General features: G+C 60.0%; 21 protein-coding genes. 8 read left to right on the plus strand and 13 right to left on the minus strand.

Features of this window, described 5'->3' with window-relative positions; translation table 11 throughout:
* Positions 1–67: 67 nt before the first annotated feature.
* Entirely contained in the window at positions 68–952 is an 885-nt protein-coding gene (locus C2E19_RS17610) for a LysR substrate-binding domain-containing protein (RefSeq protein WP_129394361.1), read from the minus strand.
* A gap of 231 nt (positions 953–1,183) precedes the next feature.
* Here C2E19_RS17610 and C2E19_RS17615 point away from each other — a divergent pair, with 231 nt between their 5' ends.
* The gene (locus C2E19_RS17615; protein ID WP_129394362.1) at positions 1,184–1,672 is read left to right on the plus strand and encodes a GFA family protein; all 489 of its coding nucleotides are present in this window, start codon (positions 1,184–1,186) and stop codon (positions 1,670–1,672) included.
* A 119-nt stretch (positions 1,673–1,791) separates the two neighbouring features.
* Here the strand turns inward: C2E19_RS17615 and C2E19_RS17620 are convergent, their stop codons facing one another.
* From C2E19_RS17620 to C2E19_RS17630, 3 genes are all read right to left on the minus strand, one after another.
* Entirely contained in the window at positions 1,792–3,078 is a 1,287-nt protein-coding gene (locus C2E19_RS17620; RefSeq protein WP_129394363.1) for an ATP-binding protein, read from the minus strand.
* A complete protein-coding gene (locus C2E19_RS17625; RefSeq protein ID WP_129396146.1) occupies positions 3,079–3,786 on the minus strand; it encodes a response regulator in 708 nt (235 codons plus the stop codon).
* A 194-nt stretch (positions 3,787–3,980) separates the two neighbouring features.
* Positions 3,981–4,589, minus strand: coding sequence for a tRNA-(ms[2]io[6]A)-hydroxylase (locus tag C2E19_RS17630; RefSeq protein ID WP_129394364.1), 609 nt, complete (start codon positions 4,587–4,589; stop codon positions 3,981–3,983).
* A gap of 158 nt (positions 4,590–4,747) precedes the next feature.
* On the opposite strand from C2E19_RS17630, the gene C2E19_RS17635 reads away from it, so the two are divergent.
* The gene (locus C2E19_RS17635; RefSeq protein ID WP_129394365.1) at positions 4,748–5,611 is read left to right on the plus strand and encodes a universal stress protein; all 864 of its coding nucleotides are present in this window, start codon (positions 4,748–4,750) and stop codon (positions 5,609–5,611) included.
* A 110-nt stretch (positions 5,612–5,721) separates the two neighbouring features.
* On the opposite strand, the gene C2E19_RS17640 is transcribed toward C2E19_RS17635, so the two are convergent.
* Positions 5,722–6,192, minus strand: a complete 471-nt coding sequence (locus C2E19_RS17640; protein WP_045123298.1) for a DUF1289 domain-containing protein — start codon at positions 6,190–6,192, stop codon at positions 5,722–5,724.
* 410 nt (positions 6,193–6,602) lie between these two features.
* On the opposite strand from C2E19_RS17640, the gene acnB reads away from it, so the two are divergent.
* A complete protein-coding gene (gene acnB / locus C2E19_RS17645; RefSeq protein ID WP_129396147.1) occupies positions 6,603–9,212 on the plus strand; it encodes a bifunctional aconitate hydratase 2/2-methylisocitrate dehydratase in 2,610 nt (869 codons plus the stop codon).
* A gap of 182 nt (positions 9,213–9,394) precedes the next feature.
* Here the strand turns inward: acnB and C2E19_RS17650 are convergent, their stop codons facing one another.
* From C2E19_RS17650 to C2E19_RS17660, 4 genes are all read right to left on the minus strand, one after another.
* The gene (locus tag C2E19_RS17650; protein ID WP_129394366.1) at positions 9,395–11,047 is read right to left on the minus strand and encodes a SulP family inorganic anion transporter; all 1,653 of its coding nucleotides are present in this window, start codon (positions 11,045–11,047) and stop codon (positions 9,395–9,397) included.
* A gap of 125 nt (positions 11,048–11,172) precedes the next feature.
* The gene (locus C2E19_RS17655; RefSeq protein WP_129394367.1) at positions 11,173–12,453 is read right to left on the minus strand and encodes a serine/threonine transporter; all 1,281 of its coding nucleotides are present in this window, start codon (positions 12,451–12,453) and stop codon (positions 11,173–11,175) included.
* Between the two features lie 254 nt (positions 12,454–12,707).
* The gene (locus C2E19_RS29015; RefSeq protein WP_164979437.1) at positions 12,708–12,878 is read right to left on the minus strand and encodes a hypothetical protein; all 171 of its coding nucleotides are present in this window, start codon (positions 12,876–12,878) and stop codon (positions 12,708–12,710) included.
* The gene (locus tag C2E19_RS17660) at positions 12,865–13,119 is read right to left on the minus strand and encodes a hypothetical protein (protein ID WP_129394368.1); all 255 of its coding nucleotides are present in this window, start codon (positions 13,117–13,119) and stop codon (positions 12,865–12,867) included. Before C2E19_RS17660 ends, C2E19_RS29015 begins: the two co-directional genes overlap by 14 nt.
* Positions 13,120–13,236: 117 nt before the next feature.
* Here C2E19_RS17660 and C2E19_RS17665 point away from each other — a divergent pair, with 117 nt between their 5' ends.
* From C2E19_RS17665 to C2E19_RS17685, 5 genes are all read left to right on the plus strand, one after another.
* Positions 13,237–13,620 carry a tautomerase family protein gene (locus C2E19_RS17665; protein ID WP_129394369.1) on the plus strand — a complete coding sequence of 128 codons (384 nt, stop codon included), beginning with the start codon at positions 13,237–13,239 and terminating at the stop codon, positions 13,618–13,620.
* Positions 13,621–13,826: 206 nt separating this feature from the next.
* Positions 13,827–14,351 carry a cysteine hydrolase family protein gene (locus C2E19_RS17670; RefSeq protein ID WP_129394370.1) on the plus strand — a complete coding sequence of 175 codons (525 nt, stop codon included), beginning with the start codon at positions 13,827–13,829 and terminating at the stop codon, positions 14,349–14,351.
* Between the two features lie 344 nt (positions 14,352–14,695).
* Complete coding sequence (locus C2E19_RS17675; RefSeq protein ID WP_129394371.1) at positions 14,696–15,178, plus strand: DUF4822 domain-containing protein; 483 nt, start codon at positions 14,696–14,698, stop codon at positions 15,176–15,178.
* Positions 15,179–15,193: 15 nt separating this feature from the next.
* Positions 15,194–15,622, plus strand: coding sequence for a hypothetical protein (locus tag C2E19_RS17680; protein ID WP_129394372.1), 429 nt, complete (start codon positions 15,194–15,196; stop codon positions 15,620–15,622).
* 170 nt (positions 15,623–15,792) lie between these two features.
* Complete coding sequence (locus tag C2E19_RS17685) at positions 15,793–16,761, plus strand: 2-hydroxyacid dehydrogenase (protein WP_129394373.1); 969 nt, start codon at positions 15,793–15,795, stop codon at positions 16,759–16,761.
* On the opposite strand, the gene tssA is transcribed toward C2E19_RS17685, so the two are convergent.
* The 4 genes from tssA to tssK are packed head-to-tail and all read right to left on the minus strand — an operon-like array spanning position 16,758 to position 23,778.
* The gene (gene tssA, locus C2E19_RS17690) at positions 16,758–17,840 is read right to left on the minus strand and encodes a type VI secretion system protein TssA (RefSeq protein WP_129394374.1); all 1,083 of its coding nucleotides are present in this window, start codon (positions 17,838–17,840) and stop codon (positions 16,758–16,760) included. The two genes, C2E19_RS17685 and tssA, sit on opposite strands and share 4 nt — an antisense overlap.
* On the minus strand, positions 17,837–21,667 hold the full coding sequence (locus C2E19_RS17695) for a type VI secretion protein IcmF/TssM N-terminal domain-containing protein (RefSeq protein WP_129394375.1): 3,831 nt from the start codon (positions 21,665–21,667) through the stop codon (positions 17,837–17,839). Before C2E19_RS17695 ends, tssA begins: the two co-directional genes overlap by 4 nt.
* A complete protein-coding gene (locus C2E19_RS17700; protein WP_129394376.1) occupies positions 21,664–22,428 on the minus strand; it encodes a DotU/TssL family secretion system protein in 765 nt (254 codons plus the stop codon). The genes C2E19_RS17695 and C2E19_RS17700 overlap by 4 nt, the downstream gene beginning before the upstream one ends.
* Positions 22,429–22,446: 18 nt before the next feature.
* Positions 22,447–23,778, minus strand: coding sequence for a type VI secretion system baseplate subunit TssK (gene tssK, locus C2E19_RS17705; protein ID WP_129394377.1), 1,332 nt, complete (start codon positions 23,776–23,778; stop codon positions 22,447–22,449).
* Positions 23,779–23,820: the final 42 nt, after the last annotated feature.

The raw sequence follows: 23,820 nt of genomic DNA on the forward strand, positions 1-23,820 counted from the left end.
ACAGGCTACGGTCGCAGGCAGAGCACCCGCCAACGATGATTATTGCGGAACAGTTGAATTCAACTCATCAATCCGTCAGTTGATCGTTGAACCATTCGAGCATTTGCGCGACTGCCGGACGCTCCATGCGCACCCGTTCACAGACCAGCGCGTATTGGCCGAGGGCGGTCATGCTCGAGGCGAACGGCCGCACCAGCCGGCCGTTCTGCAAATCTTCCTGCGCAGTGAGGTTGTCGCCCATCGCAACGCCCTGCCCTTGCGCCGCCGCTTCCAAGGCCAAGCCTGCGTGGGCGAAATACAACTGACGCTGCGGACGTTGATCGCCGGCATGACTGGTCAGCCATGCGGTCCAGGTCTTGCCGTCCTGATCGTCGTGCAGCAAACAATGGCGGGCCAGATCCTTCGGCGTCTTCAGCGTGCCCTGGTTGAACAGGCCGGGGCTGCACACCGGGAAGAATTGCAGCGCCGGCAACGGTCGGACGAAATAGGCGCTGCTGTCGACCGGGCCGGTGCCGTAGGTGATTGCCAGGTCGATGTCTTCGCCAGGGGCGCTGGCGTCGATCGGTTGTTCGTAGAGGTGCAAGGTGATGTGCGGGTAGCGCGCGTAGAAATCGCTGAGACGGCTCATCAACCACTTTTGCGCGAGTTCGGCGGTGACGGCCAGTCGCAATACCGCCAGTGACGATGGATCACGTAACTCATCGCAGGCGTCGCCGATCAGTTCGAAGGCCTGCTGCAGGCTCTGCATCAGCCGTCCGGCGGCGATGGTCGGGCGAATCTGCCGGCCTTCGCGGATGAACAGCGAGACGCCAAGTTGCTCTTCGAGCTGGCGGATCTGATGGCTGACGGCGCTGTCGGTGACGCACAGTTCAGCGGCGGCCCGGCCGAAATGCGCGTGACGGGCGGCGCATTCGAAGGTTCTGAGGGCGGCCAGTGAGGGCAGTCTACGCATGGGTTGAGATCCCTGTTTTTAGGACGACATGCTGACCGCAGCTGTCGCACGAGTCCAGTAGGAGCTGCCGTAGGCTGCGATCTTTTGATGGTGTATTTTGAAGGGCCAGATCAAAAGATCGCAGCCTGCGGCAGCTCCTACAGGGGAAACGCTTGCCAGCGAAGGCGGCAGCATGATCGCCACAAACCTTCTAGGCTGAACCGCACCACTTCAGCCCACCGGAGGCCCCTCATGCACCTCGAAGGCTCCTGCCACTGCGGCGCCGTCACCTTCAGCCTGACCAGCGCCCACCCCTACCCTTATCAACGCTGCTACTGCTCGATCTGCCGCAAGACCCAGGGCGGTGGTGGCTATGCGATCAACCTCGGCGGCGACTCGGCCAGCCTCAAGGTTCAGGGGCGCAAACACATCTCGATCTACCACGCGAAGATGAAGGACGAAGGCGACAAACGTGCACACCGCAGCACCGCCGAACGGCATTTCTGCTCACTGTGCGGCAGCGGTTTATGGCTGTTCAGCCCGGAGTGGCCGGAGCTGATCCACCCCTTCGCCTCGGCCATCGACACGCCGTTGCCGGTGCCGCCGGAGCACACGCACTTGATGCTCGGTTCGAAGGCGCCGTGGGTTGAGGTGAACGCAAAGCCCGCAGACAAGCAGTTTGAGGTTTATCCCCAAGAGTCAATTGCGCAGTGGCATGAGCGGTTGGGGTTGCTCAAATGAGTGGGGAATTGTGGTGTGATTGATGGCCTCTTCGCGAGCAAGCTCGCTCCCACATCTGGAATGCATTCAATCTGTGGGAGCGAGCCTGCTCGCGAAGAGGCCGGGACTGGCAACGCAGATCAATCCAGATGCGCCCAGGTCATCCGAAACGATGCCCCGCCCCATTCCGATTCACCGACTTCGACCTGCCCGCCATGCGACTGCGACACCCGTCGCACCAGCGCCAGGCCCAAACCAAACCCGCCGGTACGCCGATCGCGGCTGGCATCCAGCCGCGAAAATGGCTCGAAAATCTTCTCGCGCCCATCCAGCGGCACCCCCGGCCCGTCGTCGTTGACCCGCACTTCGTAGTATTCGCCATTGCGCTCCAGCGTCACTTCCACGCGCTGCTCGGCATAACGAATGGCATTGCGCAGCAGATTGATCACCGCCCGCGCCATGAACCGCGGTTCGATGCGCACGGTATCGAGCAGGCAATCGCCAATCAGCAACTGCACCCCCGCCGCTTCCGCTTCCAGCGCCACGCTGCCGACGACGCTGTCGAGCCAGTTGGCAGCCTGGATATTCTCGCGTTTGATCACCGTCGCGCCGCGCTCAAGGCTGGCGTAGGTCAACAGTTCGGAGACCATCTCTTCCAGCTCGCCAAGGTCGGCATACATATCGGCAATCAGCTCGCGGTTCTGGCTGGCGCCCGGTTGTTGCTTGAGTTGGTCGAGCTCAAACGACAACCGCGCAATCGGCGTGCGCAGTTCATGGGACACGGCGTTGGTCAGCTCGCGCTGATTGGCGATCAAACCTTCGATACGCGCCGCCATCAGGTTGAAGTGCTCGGCCAGGTCGCGGATGTTCGAGCGTTTCGACAATTGAATGCGAGACGACAAGTCGTTGCCGCCAAAACGCTCGGCGGCCAGCCGCAGTTTTTCCAGATCACGCCAGTGCGGGCGCACCCAGAAAAACAGGACGATACCGATCACCACGGCAATCATCAGGTACGCCGCGACGATGTAGAAAGGCATCAGGCTCGGTTCTGCGGGCAGGCGAATACTCAGCAACTGCGGGCCGCCATCGATGGCGGAAATGTATTGGCTGTATTTGTCGCGGATGACCAGCAAGCCATCGGCCAGCTCGGTTTTTTCCTCGTCGGTCAGGTTCAGTTGGTCGGCATCGACCAGCGTCAGCCCCAGCCCGTAGTGCGGGCGTATCGATTGCAACTGGTTTTCCCGCGCAGGGCCATCGAGTTCACGTAACTGCTGAGTGAGCGTCCAGGCCTGACCGCGTACGGCTTCACGGTTGTAGTCACGTTGCTGATAATCGAGCAGCGCATCGAACGTGTGTTCAACCGTCTGCAACGCCAACACCAGCCCCACCGTCATGACCAGAAACAGCCCGAAAAATAACCGCAGCATCTACAGCTCCCAGGCGAACGGATTGAACAGATAACCTTTGCCCCATACGGTCTTGATGCACACCGGTTCGCGAGGGTTGTCCTTGAGTTTGTTACGCAGTTTGCTGATGTACACGTCGACGCTGCGATTGAGCCCGTCGAAGGCAATGCCGCGCATGCGGTTGAGAATGTCATCGCGCGAGAGCGTCTTGCCCGCCGCGCTGGCGAGCAACCACAACAGCTCGAACTCCATGGTGGTCATTTCGATGACTTCCCCGGCCAGGCGCACTTCGCGGCAACTGCGGTCGATCCTCAAATGGCCGAACTCGAGCAGACTGACCACGTTGCTGTCCGGCACCTGCCGCCGTTGCAACGCCCGCAGGCGGGCCAGCAAGACCGGCGGTTTGATCGGTTTGATCACGTAGTCATCGGCACCCGATTCCAGGCCGAGAATGTGGTCGAGGTCGTCTTCCTTGGCGGTCAGAATCACGATCGGCGTATCCGACACGCTGCGAATTTCGCGGCACACGTGCAGGCCACTCTGCCCCGGCAGCATCAGGTCGAGCACCACCACTTTCGGCTTGAATTCGAGAAACGCGGCCACCGCCAGATCGCCGCGATGCACCGAGCGGACTTCGTAGCCGTGTTGTTCGAGGAAGTGGGCGATCAGCGCGGCAAGACGCTCGTCGTCTTCCACCAGCAGGACTTTGCCAAAACCCAGATTATCCATATCGACCGTGTGCCAACCCATGTGTAAGGGCCGACATTATGGCGGCATTCGCAGGCGAGGACCGTTTTGCGCTGATGTTTCATACTCTTAAGAGTTTTTAACAATCACACGCGCAAAGATCGCAGCCTTCGGCAGCTGCTACATCTTGAATGCGTTTCCCTGTAGGAGCTGCCGAAGGCTGCGATCTTTTGATCTTAACGGTTTACAGGCACACCACTGTGAAAGCGGAATTCTTCATCCGGCGATTCAATCAGCTCCTGCTCGGCAGCGCGGACCCGCTCGATCACCTGCGCAACATCCTTGGCCTCGCCGTACTGATAAGCCAGCTTCAGATAACCCTGAAAATGCCGCGCCTCGCTTTTCAGCAGGCCAAAGTAGAACTTGCCGAGTTCTTCGTCCAGATGCGGCACCAGCGCTTCGAACCGCTCGCAACTGCGCGCTTCGATAAACGCCCCGACCACCAGCGTATCGACCAGCTTCACCGGCTCGTGGCTGCGCACCACCTTGCGCAGGCTCGACGCGTAACGGCCGGCATGCAGCTGGCGCAGCTCGATCTTGCGGCGTTTCATCAGGCGCATGACCTGTTCGTGGTGCACCAGCTCTTCCCGGGCCAGACGCGACATCATGTTGATCAGGTCGACGTGGGAATGGTACTTGGCTATCAGGCTCAGCGCGGTGCTGGCAGCCTTGAACTCGCAGTTCTTGTGGTCGATCAGCAGGGTTTCCTGATCGGCCAGTGCGGCCTGGACCCAGGCGTCGGGGGTGCGGCAGCCAAGGAATTCGTGGATTTCGGGAAGGATCATGGGGCTCACGGTAAAGGTGTTCGAGCGAAGGGCGCCGATTATACCGGCCTGCCCGCAGACCACCAGTCGCCCGCGTTGATATGCATCAAGTCGCAAGCGCATGAGCAGCAACTATAGTTGTGCAACGCCGTGCCTTTTCTTTGCTGGAGACTCCGCTCATGCAAGCCATTCGCAGCATTCTGGTGGTCATCGAACCCGAACATTCGGAAAGTCTGGCGCTCAAGCGCGCCAAGCTGATCGCGGGCGTGACCCAGGCCCATCTGCACCTGCTGGTGTGTGACAAGAAGCACGACCACGCCGGCATGCTCGGCGTACTCAAGGCCGCGCTGTTGGCCGAGGGTTACAGCGTGACCACCGAACAGGCGTGGAACGAGAGCCTGCACGAAACCATCATCGATGTGCAGCAGGCCGAGGGCTGCGGGCTGGTGGTCAAGCAGCACTTCCCTGACAGTCCGCTGAAAAAGGCCCTGCTGACGCCGGCGGACTGGAAACTCTTGCGCCACTGTCCGACCCCGGTGCTGCTGGTGAAAACGTCCACTTCATGGAAAGACCGCGTGATCCTGGCTGCCGTCGATGTCGGCAATGCCGATGGCGAACACCGGCATCTGCACACCACGATCATTGATCACGGCTATGACATTGCCAGGCTGGCCAAAGCGCACCTGCATGTGATTGCGGCGCATCCTTCACCGATGCTGTCGGCGGCGGATCCGACTTTCCAGCTGAGCGAAACCATCGAAGCGCGCTATCGCGAGCAGTGTCGGGCGTTTCAGGCGGAATTTGATGTCGATGACGAACATTTGCACATCGAGGAAGGCCCGGCGGATGTGCTGATCCCGTTCATGGCGCACAAGCTGCAGGCGGCGGTGACCGTGATTGGCACGGTGGCGCGGACCGGTTTGTCAGGAGCGTTGATCGGCAATACCGCAGAAGTGGTGCTGGACGAGCTGGAAAGCGACGTACTGGTGCTCAAGCCGCAGGAGGTCGAGGATCATCTGGTGGAGTTGGCGGTGAAACATTAAGACCTGTGGTGCCTGAGCCGGCCCTTCGCGAGCAAGCCCGCTCCCACATTGGTTTTGTGAACGACACCAATCCAATGTGGGAGCGGGCTTGCTCGCGAAGCTTTTGATCTTCAGGCGCCGAAGGCGTCTTTGAGGAATCCGGGGGCGATGTAGCGCTGATAATGCGCTTCCGACAGCAGGAAGAATTCCCGATCAATGGCATCGCGTAATTCCGGCAGGTTCCACTCGCGAAACTCCGGCAGCAACACCATCCCGTACGCTTCCAGATTAATGATCACCCGCGCACCACGAGCGATCAGCTGATACGCCCAGCAATATTCCGATTGATGCGGCACGAAGCGGATCTTGCGCTGTTCGAGCTGCTCGCGCAGGCGCGCCGAATCGAAAATCTCGACCTTTCCCGCCATCACTTGTGACAGCAATTGTTCCAGACGCAGCCACACCGCGCGTTTTTCCTCCTCGTTGTAACCATTCCAATGGATCACTTCGTGGTGGAAACGCTTGCAGCCACGGCACACCAGATCACCGTAAACAGTGGAGCAGAGGCCGACGCAGGGGGTCTTGATGGTCTGATTGGGCATAAAGTAGGCAAAGGCACTGAAACGCGGAACAGGTCGGCATGTTAGCCCTTTGTCTAACATTCATCACCCCTCAAACTTCAGGGACGAACTTACGTTTAATTTTTTTTTGCCGTAGAATCAGCCAGCCTTTTAAGGCGCCAATGTCCGTTAGAAGCTGTTTTCAAAGCGTCACGAGCACAGTCGTTCCTTCAGAGCGGTGTTGGCGAGGGGTTTTTCCAGCGGGGAAAAGCCCATCGCCAACCCTCATCAGCTCCCCGTTCTGCAGGCGTAAAACTTTGAAAGCAGCTTCTGTAAGGAATGGTCGGTAATTCTGGCTAAGCGGCCCACAACGCCACGCAGCGCATGAGTACGAGCATTTCGGGATGAGCGTCCCGGACACCCATTTGGGACCACTGATGAGGGTAATAACTGTGCTTGAAGCCTACCGCAAACATATCGAAGAGCGTGCAGCCCTGGGTATCGTTCCCCAGCCGCTTAACGCCGAACAAACAGCAGGCCTGGTCGAGCTGCTGAAAAACCCTCCGGCTGGCGAAGAAGAATTTCTCGTTGACCTGATCACCAATCGCATTCCACCCGGCGTGGACGAAGCGGCCTATGTCAAAGCCGGCTTCCTGTCTGCACTGGCCAAGGGCGAAGTTTCCTCCCCGCTGCTGGACAAAAAGCGCGCTGTAGAACTGCTCGGCACCATGCAGGGCGGCTACAACATCGTCACTCTGGTTGACCTGCTGGACGACGCCGAGCTGGCGCCAGTCGCTGCCGCGCAACTCAAGCACACCCTGCTGATGTTCGATGCGTTCCACGACGTCGCGGAAAAAGCCAAGAACGGCAACGCTCACGCTCAAGCCGTGCTGCAATCCTGGGCTGACGGCGAGTGGTTCAAGAACCGTCCGACCCTGGCCGACAAGATCAGCCTGCGCGTATTCAAGGTTACCGGCGAAACCAACACCGACGACCTCTCCCCTGCTCCTGATGCCTGGTCGCGTCCAGACATCCCGCTGCACGCCCTGGCCATGCTGAAAATGGCCCGCGACGGCATCGTTCCTGATCAGCAGGGCGCCATCGGCCCGATGAAGCAGATCGAACAAATGCGCGGTGAAGGCTTCCCGATCGCCTACGTCGGTGACGTGGTCGGTACCGGTTCTTCGCGTAAATCCGCTACCAACTCGGTACTGTGGTTCTTCGGCGATGACGTTCCTTACGTGCCGAACAAGCGCGCTGGCGGTTTCTGCTTCGGCAGCAAAATCGCTCCGATCTTCTACAACACCATGGAAGATGCCGGCGCACTGCCAATCGAGTTCGACGTTTCCAACATGAACATGGGCGACGTGATCGACCTGTACCCGCATGCTGGCAAAGTCTGCAAACACGGCACCGACGAAGTCCTGACCACCTTCGAAATGAAGACTCCGGTGCTGTTGGACGAAGTCCGTGCTGGCGGCCGTATCCCGCTGATCATTGGCCGTGGCCTGACCGAGAAGGCTCGCGCCGAACTGGGTCTGCCGGCGTTCGACCTGTTCAAGAAGCCTGATGCACCGATCGAAAGCACCAAGGGTTACACCCTGGCGCAGAAAATGGTCGGCAAGGCTTGCGGTCTGGCAGAAGGCAAAGGCATCCGTCCTGGCACCTACTGCGAACCGAAAATGACCACTGTGGGTTCTCAGGACACCACCGGTCCAATGACCCGTGACGAACTGAAAGACCTGGCGTGCCTGGGCTTCTCCGCTGATCTGGTGATGCAGTCGTTCTGCCACACCGCGGCCTATCCAAAGCCGATCGACGTGACTACCCACCACACCCTGCCTGACTTCATCATGACCCGCGGCGGCGTTTCCCTGCGTCCGGGCGACGGCATCATCCACTCGTGGCTGAACCGCATGCTGCTGCCAGACACCGTCGGTACCGGTGGTGACTCGCACACCCGTTTCCCGATGGGCATTTCGTTCCCGGCCGGTTCCGGTCTGGTTGCGTTTGCTGCGGCCACCGGCGTCATGCCGCTGGACATGCCGGAATCGATTCTGGTGCGCTTCAAAGGCAAAATGAAACCTGGCATCACCCTGCGTGACCTGGTTCATGCGATTCCTTACTTCGCTATCCAGAACGGTCTGCTGACCGTCGAGAAGAAAGGCAAGAAAAACGCCTTCTCCGGCCGCATCCTGGAAATCGAAGGTCTGGAAGGTCTGACCCTCGAGCAGGCGTTCGAACTGTCCGACGCCTCGGCCGAACGTTCGGCTGCCGGTTGCACCATCAAGCTGTCGAAAGAGTCGATCACCGAGTACCTTAACTCCAACATCACCCTGCTGCGCTGGATGATCGGCGAAGGCTACGGCGATGCGCGTACTCTGGAACGCCGTGCGCAAGCGATGGAAGCCTGGGTGGCCAACCCGGAACTGATGGAAGCCGATGCCGACGCCGAATACGCCGAAATCATCGAAATCGATCTGGCCGACATCAGCGAGCCTGTACTGTGCGCGCCGAACGATCCGGACGACGCCCGTCTGCTGTCCAGCGTTGCTGGCGAGAAGATCGACGAAGTGTTCATCGGTTCGTGCATGACCAACATCGGTCACTTCCGCGCTGCCGGTAAATTGCTGGATCAGGTCAAGGGTCAGCTGCCAACCCGTCTGTGGCTGTCGCCGCCGACCAAGATGGACGCTCACCAGCTGACCGAAGAAGGCTACTACGGCATCTACGGCAAGGCTGGCGCGCGCATGGAAATGCCGGGCTGCTCGCTGTGCATGGGTAACCAGGCACGTGTAGAGCCGAACGCGACTGTTGTGTCGACTTCGACCCGTAACTTCCCGAACCGTCTGGGTGACGGCGCGAACGTCTACCTGGCTTCGGCCGAGCTGGCGTCCGTCGCTTCGATCCTGGGTCGCCTGCCGACCGTCGAGGAGTACATGGAATACGCTGGCAAGATCGACAGCATGGCGGCCGATATCTACCGCTACCTGTCCTTCGACCAGATCGCCGAGTTCCGTGAAGCTGCTGCGAACGCCAACATTCCGGTCGTTCAAGCCTAACGCTGCAACGCAATGAAAAACGCCGCCCATCGAGAGATGTGCGGCGTTTTTTTATCCCTGAAAAACGCGGGGACCTGTGTTCACATACCTTCTGCCCTACATCGGACTCTGTAGGAGCTGCCGCAGGCTGCGATCTTTTGATCTTTGTCTTAAGATCAAAAGATCGCAGCCTTCGGCAGCTCCTACAAAATCGGGTTGAGGTTGAGGGCTTGCTGGACGGCGCCGTCGACGCTCAGGCCGCTGAGGATCACATCATTGGCCGACACCTCCGGCAGTTCCGCCAACGCGCTCAGCGCCTCGTGCTTGAGCCGCGCCAGAATCAACCGTTTGCCCTCCAGGTGCACCCGCAGGAAAAACTCCTGCATCGCCTCAATGCTGGTGCCATCCAGATCCGGCGTTTCTTCCAGACTGAGAATCACCGTGTGCACCGGTACCTGCGAATGCCGCACCAAGCGCAACGCCGCCCCCAGAATCCGTTCGACGTTGGCAAAGAACAACGCCTCGCCCGGCCGAATGATCAAAATGCCGGGTTCCGTCTGCGCAATGGGATGGCGCTGAATATCGACAAAATCGTGCCCGCCGTCGATCCGCCCCAACACCTGGATGTCCGCCGCCGACATCTGCTTGAGCATCAACAAGACACTGATCGCCACCGCTACCAGCAAGCCGTCCAGCACGCCAAGCACCAACACCGCCGCCACCGCACAAATCACCAGCACCCGATCCCGGCGCCAGACGAAATAACGCCCCAGCGGCTGCAAACTCAAACCCCGCCCCAACGCATGCATGACAATCGCGGCGAGGATTGGCTCCGGCGTCAGCGCGATCCATGGCAGAACGGTCAGCACGATGGCCAGCACCACCAGCGCCGCCACCGCGCCAGCCATCCGTGAAGTAGCCCCCGCGGCCTCATTCGCCGAGGTTGCCGAATACCCCGCTCCCGCCGGCATGCCATGGAACAACCCGGACAGCAGATTCGCCGCACCGAGTGCCAGCAAGTCGCGGTTCGAGGTCACACGGTCGCCATGCTTGAGTGCATACGAACTGATCGAGCCGTAGGACTCCGCGTACAGAATCATCACCAGCGCAAATCCCACCTCCCCCAACCGCAGCCAGTCGGCGAACGGCAAGGCCGGTAAATTCGGCACCTCCAGGCTCAGATCAATCACCCCGATCAACTTCACGCCATACGCCGGCAAGTGCAGCCATTGCCCGGCGAGGATGCCGATCACCACCACCAGCAATCCGCCGGGCACCCGCGGGAATCGCGCAAACACGCCGAGCAACACCAGCGCCACGGCAGCGACAGCCGCTGCCGGCCAGTTCCACTGTGGCAGTTGCTCCAGCAGTTGCGGAGCGAAGCGCACCAGATTGGCGTCGGTCAGATGCACGCCGACCACACTGGCAACTTGCTTGAGAATGATCGTCAGCGCCAGACCGAAGGCAAACCCGCGCAAGACCGGTTTGGCGATAAACGAGGTGACGCTGCCGAGGCGAAAGATCCCGGCCAGCAGAAACAACGCGCCGGTGACCAGCACCAGCCCGACCGCCAGCGTCGAGCGCAGTTGCGGATCACCATTGGCCAAGGTCGCCGTGGCTGCCGCGAGCACCGCCGCTGACGATGACGTCGCCGACACAATGGCGAAGCGACTGGTGCCGAACAGCCCGTAACACAGCAACCCGGCAAACAAGGCGATGACCCCGGCCTGAGGCGCCAGTGCGGCGATGGTCGAGTACGCCACGGCTTCAGGCAGCAACAGGCCGGCGATCGACAGGCCCGCGAGGGCGTCCTGCCAGCGATTGGGTTGTTCCACAGGTGGCGGGGCGCTCGACAATCCACTGTCTCCAGACGAAAAAAAGCCGCTACGCATCAGGGATGCGTAGCGGCGTACTGTAGCTTAAAAGCCAAAGATCGCAGCCTGCGGCGGCTCCCGCACGGAGCTATGCGATCTATTGGTCTTTAAACGGCCAGCTTGTAAACCAGCGCCGAAATCGCCACCAGGCCAACCGCCGCGACGAAAACGTTCGACGCCTGGCCACGATAACGCGCCATCGCCGGAATCTTGCGAATCGCGTACATCGGCATCAGGAACAGGATCGCTGCGATGACCGGGCCACCGACGGTTTCGATCATGCCGAGAATGCTTGGGTTCAGGGTCGCGATAATCCAGCAGACCACCAGCATCAACGCTGCAACGATGCGATCCAGTGCCTTGGCGCTCGGACGCTTGCCGCTCTTGATGATCAGGCCTTTGAGGCCTTCGCTGGCACCGATGTAGTGACCGAGGAACGACTTGGAAATCGCCACGAACGCAATCAGCGGAGCGGCAAATTCGATGGTCGGATTGTTGAAGTGGTTGGCCAGGTAAGACAGGATCGACAGATTCTGATCTTTCGCTTCAGCCAATTGCGCGGGTGACAGGGTCAGTACGCAACTGAACACGAAGAACATCACCATCAGCACCATCAGTGCATGGGCGCGGAACAGGATCTGCGAGCTGCGCTCGTCGGCATTCACGCCATAACGACGCTTCTGATCCACCGCGAACGCCGAGATGATCGGCGAGTGGTTGAACGAGAACACCATCACCGGAATCGCCAGCCACAGCGTGTGCAGCAGCGCGGACGGCGCGGGCACCTGCGAAACGGTGGTGAGAATGCCGCCGTTCCAGTGCGGAATCAGGTACACCGCGAGGAACAGCAGCGCGACGATGAATGGATAGACCATCAGGCTCATCGCCTTGACGATCGCCTGCTCGCCGCAACGCACCACCGCCAGCAAACCGAGGATCAGCACGAACGACAGCAGCGCGCGCGGTGGCGGCGTGATGTGCAGTTGATGTTCGAGGAAACTGGCGACCGTGTTGGTCAGGCCGACGCTGTAGATCAGCAGGATCGGGAAGATCGCGAAGAAGTACAGCAAGGTGATCAACGCACCGGCCTTGATGCCGAAATGCTGCTCCACCACTTCAGTGATGTCGGCGCCTTCGCGACCGGACAGCACAAAGCGGGTCAGGCCACGGTGCGCGTAGAACGTCATCGGGAACGCCAGCAGCGTCAGGATCACCAGCGGCCAGAAGCCACCGAGCCCGGCATTGATTGGCAGAAACAGGGTGCCGGCGCCGATGGCCGTCCCAAACAGTCCCAACATCCAGGTGGTGTCCTGGCGATTCCAGCTCGAAAGTTCAGCGGGTGCTGCTGCATCAAAGCGCTCTTCGACGCTATTGGCCTGATCATTCATCCGGTCGGATCTCCGCATTCCGGTCACTTGCCACTCGGTCAGGACGCGTCGGAAAAAACCGACAGACATGCTCCGGCCGAAACAGGGGCGCGATTCTCCGCGATAAATGTGCAGAAGCAAAGACTTAGCTGAGGAATGGTTATGCGGTGCAGATCAACGGGTTGTCGTTTTCGGGAAAATAACTGTCGGCTACGGATACGTACAATGTCGTTTTCCGACAGCCTCCAGCGTCGAACATGAACGGAAAAACCAGATCAGATCGATCGAGCCAATATGAATCCCAATGACATGCAAAAGATGCCGAAAGCCAGCATCCCCCAGATTGGGTACATATCGCCTTTGCCCTGGATACGCATTTTTTCGACCCACTCATCGTGCTCGCGATCTGATTGTTCCATCATGGCCTTGCGGTCAAATGTGTTCATGCTGATTCCTCTCTGGGTCATCGATTTGATGGTTGTCGAACACCTGCTCAGAACTTGAAAAAAACACCCGCGACTCGCCCAAGCTGCCTTGTGCCCTGATGATTTCGCATTCATCGCCTGCCGGATAGCAGATGGATCTTTCAAGTTCGTAGGCAAAATCCGGCATCCCTGTAGGAGCTGCGGCACGCTGCGATCTTTTGATCTTCAGGGTCAGGATCAAAAGATCGCAGCCTCGTTGCACTCGACAGCTCCTACAGGGGTTCAGGATTCAGGGTTGGGTAACGAGGGGCATAAGCTTTCAATTTCGCGCACATGATCTAGCGTGATACCAGTCCCCTGCCCCATGGAGTCATTACTCATGCCGCTCGTCCGCGTCGAAATCAAAAAACACCCCGACCCCACCTTCGCCAAACGCATCGGCGAGCAGATCTACGCCGCCATGCGCAGCGCCATCAATGTGCCGGAGCACGACAATTTCCAGATTCTCAATGAGCACGATGCCGAGCACTTCATCTTCGACCCGCAATATCTGGGCATCCAGCGCAGCGACCAACTGGTGATCATCCAGATCACCCTCAACGAAGGCCGCACCCTGGAGCAGAAAAAAGCCCTGTACCAGACCATCGCGCAAAATCTCAACACGCACCTGTCCGTGCGCCTGGAAGACGTGTTCATCAATCTGGTCGAAGTGAAAAAAGAGAACTGGTCGTTCGGCAACGGCATCGCCCAATACGCCGGTTGACAGCCCGTCGATGCCACCCGCATGATCGGCCGATGAACCTTCGCGCGCTGCACCTCACCCGCACCACCACGACCGCCAATGGCGGGTCGTGGTGTTTCTGTGTGAGTTAACTCCAGCGCAGCAACCCCAGGGCCCCGCCAGCAATGGACGGGGCCTTGTTGTTTCTCCCGTCCGTGCGGCATCCGCAGCACTCAAGGAGAACCACGATGCCCGCAGCACTGTTGATCATCGATATGCAGGTCGGCCTGTTCCATGGCCAGGAAAAGCCCTACCGAGGCGAACAGGTTCTGGCCAACATCCAGCGTCTGGTCGCTCAGGCCCGAGTGAATCAAGTGCCAATCTTCGCCGTGCGCCACACCGGCCCGGACGGCTCACCGATTGCCGCTGGCAGTCCATTCTGGCAATTGTTGCCCGCGCTTGAACTGGACGCTGAAATCGACACCCTCTTCGACAAATCCCGCCCCAATGCTTTCCATGGCACTGACCTAGCGCAGCAACTCAAAGCCGCACAGATCGAAGACCTCTATGTGGTCGGCATGAAAAGCCAGTTCTGCATCGACAGCACCTGTCGCAGCGCTGCCGATCTGGGCTTCAGACCATTGCTGGTCAGCGACGCCCACACTTGCATGGACACCGCTGCGCTATCGGCCGAAGTGATCATCAACCATCACAACACGACTCTCGGTGCCGCTTTCGCACGGTTAATCGACAGCGCTGCAGTGAGGTTCTAAGCAAGCGTCCCGAAATAGACGCAACTTCACTTGCTGCGGTTGCGTCAACCAGAGATTTGTTACGGCATCCCTTGTCCTACAGCATCGTGTAAATAGTTAATGGCGCCAGCGACGTTAACCGCAGAAAACGCCAATAAATAAATGAATCAACCAACAACCCTGCAGAACAATCCTACAAGTTACACAGCCAAAAATACTTACAACAAAACATTACTTAAAATCGAATGCCAGCCATTTGTTACAAGCGACTACCCAGCCATTGAACATTATTCCATGGCAGGTCAATATTTTTATCGCCCCGAATTCGAAGACTGATAATTAAAGTGTGATCGAGAGGACACAGCATGCAAAAGAACATGATGACCGGCCTGTTGTTGGCCGCACTGCTTGCGCCGCTCGCCAACGCCCACGCCGATGTCCGCGAGCTGGCTTCTTCGCCGCGATGGCTGACCACCAAGGTCTATATCGACGGCGCCCCTGAAACCGACGTCAAAGCCAGGTACCCCGGCGTAGTTGGCATATCGACGTGGGATCCCGAGCGTAATCGATACGAGTTCTTTTACACCGATACAGGCGAATCAAAGTACAACAAAGGCGGTGGTGGTTACTTCTTTGTCACCGGCGATCAGCAGCAACACATTCTTGTACCGGATATCGGCCCGACCAAAACATGGGTCAGGCGCCTGGAAACATTGAACAACCGTGAATTCACTTATTCTCGGGAAGTCCCCCGCGACATGGTCGACAACAATCCTCTCGTTCGCATTCATGTCGTTCACGCGCCCTATACCGGAACGATAGAAACCAAGTCTGCCATCAAGCAATAAAACCAGGAGTTCAATATGCAAAAGTCACTAAAAAGCCTGCTGATGTCGACGTTACTGATGTCTTCCGTCTATTGCGCCGGGGTCAGCGCGCAAGCCGCTACCCAACCCGCAAACACTGTCGTCACCACTGCCGACAACGCAATGATGCTGACTGTGTTTCTGAAACATGATCAAACCCGACCGTTAAGTGAACTCAAGGCTCAGCTCGCGAAACAGGGTTTCCATAAAACGTTTCCCCCGGCCGGGGTCGAAGTGGTGAGCTGGAACATCATGATGGGTATCGGCCAAGTCGTTACCGTGCGCTTTCCTGTCACGCGTCTGGCGGAAGTGAACCTCGCCCTGGAAAACACCGCGTGGGGCAGTTATCGCACCGAGTTCTATCCGACCTACGATTTCAAGCCGATTGCCTTGGCTGAACAAGCCAAGGCCCAAGCGGCCCAATGATGTCGACAGCACACCGGATCACCGGTGTGCTGCCTACCTTGCTTCTTGCCCGAAGCCGTCCAGAATCAAAGCACCACTGCGCGAATGACAACGATTGCCAAGTCGGCGCGGATTCAGCACTCTGAAACGACTTTCGCGACCAACTCGCCGACGATCACAGGAGCCGCGCAATGCCCGCAACCGTTCTGGTACTGGTTGAAACCATCAACGATTATTTGCCGATTCTCGAACATCAGGGCTTTCACCTGATCCTCGCGCCGACGCCCGCCGAACGTGCACAAGCCATCGCCAGCCACGGCAGTCGCATCGATGCGGTATTGACCCGTGGCCCGTTGGGCCTGACCGCTGACGAAATCGCTGCCCTGCCCGCGCTGAAAATCATCACCGTGATCGGTGCCGGCTACGAACACGTCGACCTGCAGGCGGCCAGCGATCGCGGGATTACCGTGACCAACGGCGCCGGGGTCAACGCTTCGTCGGTGGCCGACCATGCAATGGCCATGCTGCTGGCGCTGGTGCGTGATATTCCGCGTTGCGATGCTGCCGTGCGTCGGGGCGAATGGCCGAAAATCATGCGTCCGTCGCTGGCCGGAAAACGCTTGGGGATTCTTGGCTTGGGTGCGGTGGGCATGGCCATCGCCAAGCGGGCAGCCCTCGGTTTCGACATGCAGATCAGCTATCACAACCGTCAACTGCGTAACGACGTGCCCTACGCGTTCTGCTCGACGCCGACCGAGCTGGCCCGCGCTTCGGACTTTCTGATCGTCGCCACGCCCGGCGGGATCGGCACGCAGTCGCTGGTAACGCGCCCGGTGCTCGACGCGCTCGGCCCGAACGGGTTTATCGTCAACATTGCCCGCGCCAGTGTGATCGCCACGGCGGATCTGATCACCGCCCTCGAGCAACGCCGCATTGCCGGCGCCGCACTCGATGTATTCGACCACGAACCGCAAGTGCCGGATGCCCTGAAAGCGCTCGGCAATGTGCTGCTCACCCCGCACGTCGCCGGCCTTTCACCGGAAGCCACGCAAGGTACGGTGGAGCTGGTCGGGAAAAACCTGACCGCGTTCTTCTCCGGGCAACCGGTACTGACGCCCATCGCCCTGCCGCCGAAAATCAGCAACCAGCGGGTGCACTAAAGCACCCCGAGCAGCGTCCACAAGCGGCGCGATTCGGCGTCGGCAGAGATCAACTCACCGAGCAGTTCGCTCAGCGGTTTATTGCCCCATTCGACGCCGCGGCGGATCAGATACGGCACCGGGCTGTGGGGTTCGGTGCGGGCCAGGTATTCGGCGATCGACAGCAATTGCCGATAGGCCTCTTCACGGTTGGCCGGCTCGCGAAACACCGCTGCGGCTGGTGCTTGTTGTTCAGGCTGCGTCACCAGCACAGGCGCTTCGATCACGGGCGGTGGCGGCGCCGGTTGTTGTGGGTGCATGGCGATAAACTCCTGAACCAGTGTCAGCAGCGCTTGAATGGTTTCCTGCAACGGACGCAATCCCGGTGCCTGATCGCCCAGGAAGGCATCGCTCCAGCGGTCCAGCCGTTGCAGGTGTTGCAGGCTCAGCAGCAGATTGCCCTGCGTGCGTAACCAGAATGCCAAGGGCGTCGCGCGAATCTGCTCGTTGATTTTCTTCTGTTCGCTGCGCGCGGTTTCTGCCGAGGTCTTGGCATTTTTACTGTCGTTGGCCTGCACTTGCTGAATCTGCAAACGGCGCCAGACTTCCAGGGTGCAAGCCTCGAAATCGCTGTTGCGCGCACCGAACAGCGGCACTCGCGTGAGCAATATTTCACTGTAGCGACGCACCAGCCATTCCAGCGGAATCACCCGCCACGACTGATCGCCATCCTCGGCCTGCGGGTGCAAATGCTCGGGAAAGCGCTCGCACAATCCGGCGATCAGCGCCAGGCTGCCGGGCAGTCCGTCCAGCGCTTGCAGGTGCAGCCAGGCTTCGCCCAGCCAGGCGCTGAGCATCAGGTCCTTGCTGCGTTCGAGCAACAGCGTGGTGGTGAGTTTCTCGACTTCGGGCCAGCTCGCCCGTTTCAACGTCGACTGCCAGACCCCGGTCGGCAGACTGGCGTCGTCCTCGCGGCGCAGGTCGCGCAATTGGTCGAACTCGCGCTCGTAACGCAAATCGACGCCACAGGGCGCGTCCGCGCTGATTGGCGCGAGCAACTGCTCAATCAGGTCCGGCAGTGTGGTCGATGGCAGGCTCACAAGCCCTCCTTCTGCGATTCAATGGCGGCGGTGCTACTGCTCAACTGAAACGGCGAGCGCGGTGCGCGGGTCGGCAACGGCGCAATCGACAGCGGCAGTTTCGAGCCTTGGCTCATCAGCGAGAGGCGCACAAACATCCGCGTGAACTCACTGGTAACGCTGTCGCTGGATGCGGTCACCGGCAGGCGCAAGGCCAGTGGAAACTCGGTGTAATCCATGCTCGGCTGACGCTGCACGGAAAAATGCGTGCGCATCATCCGCAGCAACGACCAAGGGCCGCCGTACTCCCAACCGGCCTCCAGATCACGTACGACCAGATTCGGTTGCAGCGGATCGTTGACCGGGCGCTCCTTGCCATTGCGCGCCCAACGCAGGGTCAGACGAATCGGTTGACCCACCATCCAGCGCAGATTGGCCTGCTCGCCGGGCACCGGATAATTGATCTGCTGGTTACCGGCCAGCAGGCCCCCGGCGATCACTTGATCGGCGCCCTTCTCGTCATCGCGGTCAGTGCGCCAACGCACGTCGAGTTCGACGCCGAGAATGCCGCTCTTGTCGCGCACGAACAGCGGCGCCAGCCAGGTACTGGCCTGTTTCAGCCGATTGAGAAAGTCTGCTGCGGCCACACGTTCCGGGGTCTGATTGGTGGCCAGTCCCGCCTGCGCCACCGGTAGGCGTTTGTCGATCAGCTCCAGTAAATACTGGACCCGCGCCGGGTCGGCATCTTGCGCCTGCACACCATTGGCAAAGGGAAACCGATCCGCCAGATATTGATTGAAGTAGTTAGCCAGCTCATTCCACGCCGCCGCCGCTTGCTGCACCTGGAGCATCTGGCAGCGCTGCATGGCCGTCTGTTGCAGCTCCAGTGCGCGCATCGCCAGGGTTCCACGGCCGCCAGACAGATTGGCGGTCTGCAGCATCTGCAAGCAGGTATCGGTGTCCATCTCGACGAAATCGCGGCTGACCAGTTGCTCGATCTGCGCAGGTGAACTGGCCGGGTTGGCCTCCTTGTACTTGAGCAATTCGTCATTGAGCGCGCTGAACTGCGTCACGCGTTCGTAATCGAGCGCGGACAGATTGGCCTGCTGCGTCATCAACCACTGCAACGATGTCGCCCGTCGCTCGGTGATGCCGAGCATGGTGTTGAACTGCTGCTTGAGGCTCAGTTTCAGGTCCTGTACATCGTTGGCGCCGAACAATTGCAGACCAAGGTTTTTCGAGCCGTCCCACTGGTTGATTTCAGTACGCCCGCCGAACAACGGTTGCGCGGTGATTTCATCCAGACCATTGATGATCTGCGCCAAGGCGCGGCGGTTGAGCGCGGTTTGCAGGCGCGTCGCCAGGTCCGTGCGATGAACTTCGACAAAAGCCTTTTGCAGGTCCATGGCTTGTTCGGCGCGGACATTGAACACGGCGTAAGGATGCGCCTGATCGTTGTGATCCTTGAGGCTTAACCACATGGCCTGAGCGGCGGCGCTCTCGGCGGTTTTCATCAACGCACTGCGATAATCCGGCGGAATGCGCGGCAGTTCTTCGGCGACGTAGCTGTTGTAATCGGCGAAGTATTTCAACGACTCATTGAGGTCATCGCCGTCCACCGTCTGCCCTTGCATATTGACGTTGTCCTGGCTGGCCCGCAGGGCCACCGAGACAAAATCACGCTTGAACAACGCCTGAATCGCGTTGTGCAGCTTCACTACCTGCTCTTGCAACGCCAGTTGCCCGCTGGCCTGTTGCACCAGCAAATTGTCGCGCGAGCCGACCTGGGCGATCCATTGATCGCGAAAGCTCTGCTGCAACTGCGCGGCCTGAGTGTCGAGGTCTTGTCCGACCTGCTGCCCCAACAACGAGCTCTTGCGCACCTTGTCGATAAAGTCGCGATAGCCCGGCACCAGTTCCTGACCCTTGCCGCGACTCCAGGTGGAATTGGTCAGGGCAATCGCCGCTTGCAGATCGTCGATCAGCGCGCTGAGGTCTTCCAGCTCACGCAGGCTATTGCCGCTGCCGGCCTGTAGTTGATCCAGGTGCAGTTTCAGGTAACCGGCGCGGCTGACAAAGTTGTCGGCGAGAAAGTACTGATCGAGCCAGCGCTGCATCAGTCCGGAGAAATTGCTGACGATCTGCGGGCGGTCGACGCTCAGGTCGAGAGCCTGCAAATTGTCGCCGTCGCTGTTACCGGCTACCAGCAATCGGTTGTAGAACGGCGCGTAGGGCAAGATCGCGCTGTTGAGGTTCAGCGACAGCGCGCTGTTGCTCAGCTGCACCAGATCATCCAGCGGCGCGCGCTGATCGGTTTGCACCTGATTGAACAATTGGTTCTGTTGTTCCAGCCGCAACGCGCGATCGACCAGATCGGTAGCTTTTTGATAATTCTGCCACTGCGCCGGGTCTTCGCTCTCGACGCTGCTGCGCCGGTCGGTGCTGCGGATCGCTTTGATTTTCGCCAGATCGGAGATCAGCAATTGATGCAGAGGCAAGAGAATATGCCGTTGCGTCGACTGAAAGACCTCTTGCTCAAGTTGCGTATCGAGCGAAGAAAACCATGAGGTCGGAAACGCCAGCGAGACATAGTTCCAGTGCGGAGCCTTTTCCAGCACCCGCCAAAAAGACTGGACGTTGCGCCGGGTCGGTTCGATGCGATGCGCGTCATCAGTCACCGCCACATAGCTTTTCTGCGCGTTTTGCATCAGCCGCGCCAGCTCGTGCGCGTCCCTGACCGAGACATGCCAGGCCCAGACCATCGCCACCGCCCAGACCACCCCGATCACCAAGGCCACGCCGGCAGTCAGCCGTTGCCAGCGCTGGCGCAGACGCAACAGGCGCGGCACGCTTTGCGCCAATCCGCGCTCACCGACCAATCGCTGCCGCCATAACTGTCGCGCGAACGCGCTGCGCTGCAGGCCGCTGTCGTCGGCGGAAAAACCATCCTGCGCATCTTCGCCGGCAATGTTGGCAGTGAAATACACGCCGCGAAAACACGGCGCTTCGCCCTGTGCGTTGCCCTGAAAAACCGGTTCGAGAACATTCTGCAAACCACGCCGCAATGTCTCCAGACGATCCGGCAAGGCGTACAGATCCGCACTCAATTGCCCGGACAAGGTGCCGATTTCGATCACCGCTTCCGCCACCGCCCGATGCAGGCGATCCAGCGCCTGATCACTCCATTGCCCCTGCCAGACGGCGTCACGCGGGTACGGTGACGACCAGCCCAAAGTGCGTTCGCGCGCCTCTGCCGGCAGCGCGCTGATCAACTCCTGAAACCCCGGCAAATCTTCCAGGCCGGTGACAATCACGTACACCGGCACACTCAGACCGAAGCGTTGCAGCAGATCGATGAAGCGCCGGCGCGCGGCTAAACCAAGGCTGGTGGCTTGTTCGAGATTGCTCAGGCGACTGGCCGGCACCGTCCAGATCACTGCGTCCAGTGGCCGTTTGCTGCGCAGCCGCAGGATCAGCCCGAGCAGGCGCCACCAGCCGCCGCGTTGCAGATGCATGCCGTCATCCGGCAGGAACAGCGCTTGCGGCACCACCAGCACCGCGCCTTCGGGGTCCGACCACCAGCGGCCGAACCAGGCGGGTTTGTCGGTCGGCTGCAAGCGCCATTCGCTGACCAGTTGCGTGCCTTGGGTTTCATCGCCAAGCATCAGCAGCCACGGCATCTGATAACGATCCTGACTGCCCTGCTCCTGCTCCATATGACGCACCGACGCATAAAAACTGCGGATCGCCGCGCCACTCTGGGTGCGCAACCACCACACCGCCACGGTGGTGATCACCAGCAGCAGTAACAGCGCGATCACCCACGCGACAATCGCCAGCGGGCTCATGAGCCTTGCTCCGGTGCGGCGACCACATCGCTGGTTTGCAATACCGGTTGCAACTCCTGAGCGATATCGCGCCACAACCAATGACCCAGACCAGTCAGCAACAGCAGCATCGCCAGAATCCCCAAAGCCAGGCGAAAGCCGTCCGGCAGCGCCGTGCGCACCGGCAACTGCAATGGAGTCGCGAGCGAAGGCTGCACCAGCCGCCGGCTGACATCGTCATACGTGGCTTCGTCCTGCCAGGCAAAGTTGAACAGCGCCAGCCGCCACTTCGCCAATTGCGCGAGGCTGTGCTCACCGCGCAGGCGTCCATGGAAACCCAGAATCAAGCATTGCAAATAGACGTTGGCCAGATCGCGTGTGAGCGGTTGCTGATCATCGAGCAGACTTTGAATTGCCGCCGGCACCTGCTCGCCGGCCTGACGACTGGCATAAAGCCGCGACTCCAGCGGTTTGTCCTGCCACGCCGCTTGCCCCGGCCAGGGTTCGAACAACAGGGTTTCATCAATCAAGGCGACGAAGGCATAAACCAGCGCCTTGACCTGTTCGGTCGCCGAATCGCCAACCCGCGAATACGCCGTGCGCCACAATCGTTGCGAAGCCTGCGTCGACAACTCGACCACGGTCTCGACCAGCGCTGTTTCGTCCTCGCTGTCCTTGGGCAAATGCACCCAGTCGTGTTGCCATTGCTGCCATGCTTCGCGGAACGCGCTGCTCAACGGTGCGTCCTGCAACCCCAGGCTTGCGGCACTTCCTTGCGACATACGGCGTTCCTTGTGTGATCAGGCACTTTCACTGTTCTGGGCAATAAACAGAACCACTTGCCACGGACTGCTGGTCAACTTCGCCGCCGGGGCAGCGATCATCAGCGGCAGCTGCGCATCGAACCAGGCACCTTCGGCAGTGATCACAAACAGCCGCGTGTCGTCGCCGACGCTGTAGGCCACCTGCTCGCTGCGGCTCATGGCCTGATGGCTCAAACCGCTCATGCGCTGACGGCTGAGCAGCGCGATGTGCGGCGCCGAGGCGATGATCGCGCCGCGCAGCCAGTCGTTCGCCGCTTGCTCGCTGGCACCGTTGGGCATGCGTAAACCGATGACCAGACGCTGGCTCGGTTGCTCGTCCGGCAACTGAATCGAGAAGCTCTGTTCACCACGTTCGAAGGCCAGGCTGCGATAGCCGGCGCGGATCAGTTCGAGGGTGGTTTCCAGCCATTGCAGCACGGCGTCGTAACCACGCTGCAATTCGAGAAAATCCAGCGCTGCAAACGCCGGCACACCGGCCAGCGGATCGAGCGCCGACCATGCGCCGGCCAGGCCGAGCAAGTGCACGTAGAGGATCTGCGGCTGCGCGATGCGGCTGTTCAGCAGGCCTTCGATTTCCGGCAGGCGCAGCCACAGCGCGGTCAACTGACGACGGATTTCCAGCGCATCGTCCTGATTGCCGGCCTGCTGCGCCTGACGCAAACGACCACCAAGAAACAGGCACTTCTCCCGCGCCCGCGCGCACAGTCCGGCGATGCGCCGACCAAGCGGCGATTCCGGCAGCAGCAGCGGTGTTGGCGGCGTGTAGGACAACGGCAGAAAACCGCCGCCCTCCTTGCGGATTTTCAGCAGCGGCAAGCAGATCGAATCGGCTTTGTTCAGTTGCGTGCATAACCGTGGATTGGGACGCCAGACGGTGATCGACTCCGGGAATTCGCCGCTGGTGAGATCCGGCAGCGCCTCGCCGACCACCGACTGCAAGCGGCCCTTGAGCGGCAGCAACTGACCGGCACGCCACATCGGGCTGATCGCCAGGTACACGGTGACCGTCGCATCGTCGCTGACATCGATCGCCGCACCGACATCCAGTTCCAGGGTCGGGCCAATGCCGGCCTGCAGGTCCACCGGCAAACCGTCGGGCATTGTCCCTTGCAGCGACAACACCCGCACCACCCCGGCGCTCAACGCCGAAGGATCGATCTCCATGTGGCTGACGCCCCAGAACCACGGGTTGCACGCCAGCGCCAGATGCGCACCGAGTGCTTCGGCACGCAGCCCTTGCAACTGAAAATGCTGTGGCAGCAATTGCATGCCTTCGTGCCAGCAAACCGCGTCAGGTAGCAGACTCATACGACTCCCTTCGACCAGGCCGCGATCCGGCGGCAGCGGTGG

This window comes from Pseudomonas sp. DTU12.3, assembly GCF_004124275.1.
Classification (GTDB): Bacteria; Pseudomonadota; Gammaproteobacteria; order Pseudomonadales; family Pseudomonadaceae; genus Aquipseudomonas; species Aquipseudomonas helmanticensis.

What these genes read in the sequence shown, in the direction of transcription:
- C2E19_RS17610 (WP_129394361.1), bottom strand. Translation starts at nt 952, where the DNA reads ATGCGTAGACTGCCCTCACTGGCCGCCCTCAGAACCTTCGAATGCGCC.
- C2E19_RS17685 (WP_129394373.1), top strand. Translation starts at nt 15,793, where the DNA reads ATGCCCGCAACCGTTCTGGTACTGGTTGAAACCATCAACGATTATTTG.
- C2E19_RS17625 (WP_129396146.1), bottom strand. Translation starts at nt 3,786, where the DNA reads ATGGATAATCTGGGTTTTGGCAAAGTCCTGCTGGTGGAAGACGACGAG.
- C2E19_RS17640 (WP_045123298.1), bottom strand. Translation starts at nt 6,192, where the DNA reads ATGCCCAATCAGACCATCAAGACCCCCTGCGTCGGCCTCTGCTCCACT.
- C2E19_RS17695 (WP_129394375.1), bottom strand. Translation starts at nt 21,667, where the DNA reads ATGAGCCCGCTGGCGATTGTCGCGTGGGTGATCGCGCTGTTACTGCTG.
- C2E19_RS17615 (WP_129394362.1), top strand. Translation starts at nt 1,184, where the DNA reads ATGCACCTCGAAGGCTCCTGCCACTGCGGCGCCGTCACCTTCAGCCTG.
- C2E19_RS17680 (WP_129394372.1), top strand. Translation starts at nt 15,194, where the DNA reads ATGCAAAAGTCACTAAAAAGCCTGCTGATGTCGACGTTACTGATGTCT.
- C2E19_RS17655 (WP_129394367.1), bottom strand. Translation starts at nt 12,453, where the DNA reads ATGAATGATCAGGCCAATAGCGTCGAAGAGCGCTTTGATGCAGCAGCA.
- C2E19_RS29015 (WP_164979437.1), bottom strand. Translation starts at nt 12,878, where the DNA reads ATGAACACATTTGACCGCAAGGCCATGATGGAACAATCAGATCGCGAG.
- C2E19_RS17620 (WP_129394363.1), bottom strand. Translation starts at nt 3,078, where the DNA reads ATGCTGCGGTTATTTTTCGGGCTGTTTCTGGTCATGACGGTGGGGCTG.
- C2E19_RS17670 (WP_129394370.1), top strand. Translation starts at nt 13,827, where the DNA reads ATGCCCGCAGCACTGTTGATCATCGATATGCAGGTCGGCCTGTTCCAT.
- tssK (WP_129394377.1), bottom strand. Translation starts at nt 23,778, where the DNA reads ATGAGTCTGCTACCTGACGCGGTTTGCTGGCACGAAGGCATGCAATTG.
- C2E19_RS17665 (WP_129394369.1), top strand. Translation starts at nt 13,237, where the DNA reads ATGCCGCTCGTCCGCGTCGAAATCAAAAAACACCCCGACCCCACCTTC.
- C2E19_RS17700 (WP_129394376.1), bottom strand. Translation starts at nt 22,428, where the DNA reads ATGTCGCAAGGAAGTGCCGCAAGCCTGGGGTTGCAGGACGCACCGTTG.
- C2E19_RS17675 (WP_129394371.1), top strand. Translation starts at nt 14,696, where the DNA reads ATGCAAAAGAACATGATGACCGGCCTGTTGTTGGCCGCACTGCTTGCG.
- C2E19_RS17635 (WP_129394365.1), top strand. Translation starts at nt 4,748, where the DNA reads ATGCAAGCCATTCGCAGCATTCTGGTGGTCATCGAACCCGAACATTCG.
- C2E19_RS17630 (WP_129394364.1), bottom strand. Translation starts at nt 4,589, where the DNA reads ATGATCCTTCCCGAAATCCACGAATTCCTTGGCTGCCGCACCCCCGAC.